We start from the raw sequence: 3,998 nt of genomic DNA, 5'->3' as shown, positions 1-3,998 counted from the left end.
CTCTTGTGAAGCGGCATCGAGACTTGAGGCCAAAACCATAAGCGGAAACATAAACCGCCGAGTCGTGACCCGTTTGCCTTTGAATTGCAGGCCGTATTATGGCATTTCGCGTTGCGCAATGGCTGCAAGCGGTGAAAAATCGCATCCGGTACCGGCCGGGATGCGATAATTTTCCAGCTGTATCCTTGGATGCATGCCTTATCGGCATCGGCCCTGCGAGTACCCGCAGACCACCCTGTGCAGCGCTGGACGAACCGGAACCCCACACCGTTGGCAACTGAACAAGAACTCTCGGATTTCCTGAAAAGCGTTGAAAAACGGGCTTTCAAGCGCAGCATCTACCACGTGCGGGATGAAGAAGCTGCCCTTGATATCGTTCAGGACAGCATGATGAAGCTGGCCCAGCACTATGGCGACAAGCCTGCGGCCGAGCTGCCCATGCTGTTCCAGCGCATCCTGGCCAACACCACGCTGGACTGGTTCCGGCGCCGCAAGACCCGGAACGCGCTTTTCTCCAACATGAGCGACTTTGAATCGCAGGGAGAAGACGGAGATTTCGATCTTCTGGAAACTTTAGAGAGCCTTACCAACTCAGAGGGTACAGAGAGCGCCCAGGATGCTACTGAGCGGGCGCAAATATTGCATGAGATCGAACTGCAGGTAAAGGAATTGCCGGGCCGTCAACGGGAAGCCTTTCTGATGCGTTACTGGGAGGAAATGGATGTCGCTGAAACAGCAGCCGCCATGGGCTGTTCGGAGGGCAGTGTCAAAACACATTGTTCCCGCGCAGTTCACGCCCTCAGCAAAGCCCTGAGTGCCAAAGGTATAAAACTATGACTAACTCACTACAAAAAAGAGCCGAAATCCTGCAGGACCGCTTTGGCCTGAAGACCGCGTCCTACCTGTCCGCGGGAGCTGCCGACCTGCCTTACGACATTTCCGAGCGCCTGCGCGCCGCACGCGCTCAAGCTGTTTCAAAACGTAAAGTCGCCAAAACACAAACCGCCACCAGCGTCGTCGGCGTTGGCACAAGTGCCGCCCTTTCATGGGGATCTGATGACGGCCTGAGCTGGTGGGCACGGATTGGTTCGGTCCTTCCACTTGTTGCACTGGTTGTAGGCCTGCTGGCCATCAATTCGATCCAGAACGACAACCGCGCCCAGGAACTGGCAGAAGTCGATGTGGCGTTGCTTACTGACGAACTCCCGCCCGCTGCTTTTGCCGACCCGGGTTTTGTCCAGTACCTCAAAGCCACACGCCAAGCCCCCACGGCCCAATGATCCCGCGCGCAATCTCCCGACGCGCCCCATCTGTCGATGGCCGCTCCATGCGGTTGAGACTGCAATGGCTGTCGTTCGGGCTTGTGACGGCTACCCTGCTGGCCTGGCCCATGCTGGGCCTTGCACAGGCGCCTAAACCCGTAGGCCCTGCCAGTGCAGCTGTGAAGCCCCCGGCCGTCCCTGCCAAGCCCGTCGTGGCCAAGCCGACCTGGGCTGAACTCACGCCCATGCAACAGCAGGCGCTCAAACCGCTGGCGTCAAGCTGGGATACCGTCAGCGAGGCGCAAAAGCGCAAATGGCTGGAAATCTCCAAAAATTACCCCTCACTCGCACCGGAAGGGCAGGCCAACCTGCACAGCCGCATGAATGAATGGGTCACCTTGAGCCCCCAGCAGCGCGCGCAAGCCCGGCTGAACTTCGGCAAGACCAAGGAACTCTCCAAGCAGCTCACGCCTGAAGAGAAAAAAGCCAAATGGGAAACCTACCAGGCTCTCAGCCCCGAAGAAAAGCAGAAGCTGGCCGCCAAGGCCAGTCCAAAGCCTACCGGAGCGGCAACAGCGGTGAGACCGGTGGCACCGCAAAAGCTGGCGCCCGTGACACCGCACCCGGTCAAGGCAGCCAGCAAACCTGGCCCTAAAATCACTGCTTTGCAACCTGCCTCAGCTGCTACGCCCGCCGCGCCGTCCGCAAGCGGTGCCGCAACAAGCGCCACGCCCCAACGCTAAACGCTACCGCAGCGGCTGGGCTTGGCCCATGCCTGCTGCCGTCACTGTGGCCAACCTTTATCGCGACATCTTTGACAGTCACAGACACCCTCCCCATTCCATCCATTCCCCGCCGCATGGCCTGCTGGATGTACGAAGGCATGCTGATGTTCGGCGTGGTTTTTCTGGCCGGTTACCTCTTCAGTACATTGAGCCAGACCCGAAATGCCCTGGACAATCGCCATGCCCTGCAGGCGTTCGTGTTTGTGATTTTCGGTATCTACTTCGTCTGGTTCTGGGCCAAAGGCCAGACCCTGGCCATGAAGACCTGGAACATCCGCGTGGTCGACCTCAACGGTGCACCCGTCACCCAGAAACGTGCGCTGCTGCGCTATGCGCTGAGCTGGCTCTGGTTCCTGCCACCCCTGGCCGTGAGCTGGGCAATGGCGCTGCCAGGGCGGGAAGGCGCCGTACTGACGCTGGGGTGGGTCGCCATCTGGGCCATCCTGGCGCGCTTTCATCCGCAAAAACAGTTTTGGCACGACGCCTGGGCGGGCACGCGGCTCATCACCTGGGTCGCACCCGAAAAACCCGGGCGCAAGGGGAAAAACAAGGCCGGTATCGCCGATACTGCGCCCCATCAGCCCTAACATCAATGTGCCATAAAGCTGCGCGACAATGGCACCATGCCCGAACAAGTTCCGTTTCCCATGTCTGTGCCAGCGCCGCCATCTGATGTTGATGTCGCTGCTGCTGGCGCCACCTCCCGACTGGGCTCCAATGAGCCCGTCAACCCCCAAAAACACCGCAAGGGCCTGAGCCGCGTCTGGCACGCCACCGGCTATTCCGTTGCCGGCCTGCGCGCCGGCTGGCATGAAACCGCTTTCCGTCAGGAGGCGATCGCGTCGATTGTGCTGATCCCCGCCGCTTTCTGGCTGGGCCGTAGCTGGGTCGAAACGGTGCTCCTGGCCGGCACCGTCATCCTCATCATGATCGTGGAGCTGCTCAACACGGGCATCGAGACCGCCATCGACCGCATCGGCCCCGAATGGCATGACCTTTCCAAGCGCGCCAAGGACATGGGAAGTGCCGCCGTACTGCTCAGCCTGCTGCTGTGCGCAGGTACCTGGGCCCTGGCGCTGTTCCAGCGATTTGCCGCATGAACGCAAGCATCAACAAAGTGACCGATATCTCCAAACCTGCCTCCAAACCTGCTTTTTCCCTCTGCGTTTACTGCGGATCCCGTCCCGGCAACCAGCCCGAATTCGCCGCCATTGCCGCCCTCGTGGGCACCTGGATTGGCAAGCGCGGCGGGCAGCTGGTCTATGGCGGTGGCCGCAATGGCCTGATGGGCATCATGGCCGACGCTGCGCTGGCGGCCGGCGGGCGTGTCGTGGGAATCATCCCCAAGGCACTGGTGGAGAAGGAATGGGCCCACACCGGATGCACCGAGCTGCACATCGTGGAAAACATGCATGAGCGCAAATACCTGATGGCCGAGCATGCCGATGCGTTCCTGGCATTGCCCGGCGGCATCGGTACGCTGGAGGAATTTTTTGAGGTATGGACCTGGCGCCAGCTCGGCTACCACGACAAACCGGTCGGCCTGCTCAACATGAACGGCTACTACGACGCCCTGCTCGCGTTCCTGGCATCTTCGGTAAAAACCGGCTTCATGAATGACTGGCTGATGGACCTGATCCGAACCAGCAGCGATGCCGAATCACTGCTGGAAACGCTGGTACAGGCAGCCGGCATGACGCCAGGCAACACCCGCCTCGACCAAATCTGACACCGGTCGCAGGGACTTTTCTTCAGGCCAGCAGGGGCCGCGGAACCGGCTTTGCCGGGCCGCAGGCGCAGCGGCCCCCTCGGGGGGCAGGAAGCTACACGCAGTGAGCGACCGTGGGGGCCTATCTAGACCGCCGCTTCGTCTTCCTCACCCGTACGGATACGCACCACCCGCTCGACGCGGGTGATGAATATCTTGCCGTCACCGATCTTGCAGGTGCGT

General features: G+C 60.7%; 7 protein-coding genes. 6 read left to right on the top strand and 1 reads right to left on the bottom strand.

Going from position 1 to position 3,998, the window contains the following annotated elements:
* The first annotated feature begins 270 nt into the window (after positions 1-270).
* The 6 genes from AC1DWI_RS15665 to AC1DWI_RS15640 all read left to right on the top strand — a co-directional run bounded on the left by AC1DWI_RS15665 (position 271) and on the right by AC1DWI_RS15640 (position 3,776).
* Positions 271-837: an RNA polymerase sigma factor gene (locus tag AC1DWI_RS15665; RefSeq protein WP_457279761.1), complete on the top strand. Its 567-nt coding sequence runs from the start codon at positions 271-273 to the stop codon at positions 835-837.
* Positions 834-1,280, top strand: coding sequence for a DUF3619 family protein (locus AC1DWI_RS15660; protein WP_477670846.1), 447 nt, complete (start codon positions 834-836; stop codon positions 1,278-1,280). The genes AC1DWI_RS15665 and AC1DWI_RS15660 overlap by 4 nt, the downstream gene beginning before the upstream one ends.
* A 47-nt stretch (positions 1,281-1,327) precedes the next feature.
* Positions 1,328-2,005, top strand: a complete 678-nt coding sequence (locus AC1DWI_RS15655; protein WP_477670847.1) for a DUF3106 domain-containing protein — start codon at positions 1,328-1,330, stop codon at positions 2,003-2,005.
* Positions 2,006-2,076: 71 nt separating this feature from the next.
* Positions 2,077-2,634 carry an RDD family protein gene (locus tag AC1DWI_RS15650; protein ID WP_477670848.1) on the top strand — a complete coding sequence of 186 codons (558 nt, stop codon included), beginning with the start codon at positions 2,077-2,079 and terminating at the stop codon, positions 2,632-2,634.
* A gap of 36 nt (positions 2,635-2,670) precedes the next feature.
* A complete protein-coding gene (locus tag AC1DWI_RS15645; RefSeq protein ID WP_477670849.1) occupies positions 2,671-3,147 on the top strand; it encodes a diacylglycerol kinase in 477 nt (158 codons plus the stop codon).
* A complete protein-coding gene (locus AC1DWI_RS15640) occupies positions 3,144-3,776 on the top strand; it encodes an LOG family protein (protein ID WP_477670850.1) in 633 nt (210 codons plus the stop codon). The genes AC1DWI_RS15645 and AC1DWI_RS15640 overlap by 4 nt, the downstream gene beginning before the upstream one ends.
* 125 nt (positions 3,777-3,901) lie before the next feature.
* On the opposite strand, the gene AC1DWI_RS15635 is transcribed toward AC1DWI_RS15640, so the two are convergent.
* Positions 3,902-3,998: P-II family nitrogen regulator (locus AC1DWI_RS15635; RefSeq protein ID WP_477725169.1), on the bottom strand; the 97-nt coding region annotated here is incomplete at its 5' end.

Source organism: Polaromonas sp. P3_C2 (assembly GCF_056402675.1).
The sequence above is the reverse complement of the archived record's forward strand: the minus strand, read 5'-3'. Positions and strand labels throughout refer to the sequence as shown.

Excerpts from the sequence above, each read along its gene's own strand:
- AC1DWI_RS15660 (WP_477670846.1), top strand. The coding sequence starts at position 834 with ATGACTAACTCACTACAAAAAAGAGCCGAAATCCTGCAGGACCGCTTT.
- AC1DWI_RS15655 (WP_477670847.1), top strand. The coding sequence starts at position 1,328 with ATGCGGTTGAGACTGCAATGGCTGTCGTTCGGGCTTGTGACGGCTACC.
- AC1DWI_RS15645 (WP_477670849.1), top strand. The coding sequence starts at position 2,671 with ATGCCCGAACAAGTTCCGTTTCCCATGTCTGTGCCAGCGCCGCCATCT.
- AC1DWI_RS15640 (WP_477670850.1), top strand. The coding sequence starts at position 3,144 with ATGAACGCAAGCATCAACAAAGTGACCGATATCTCCAAACCTGCCTCC.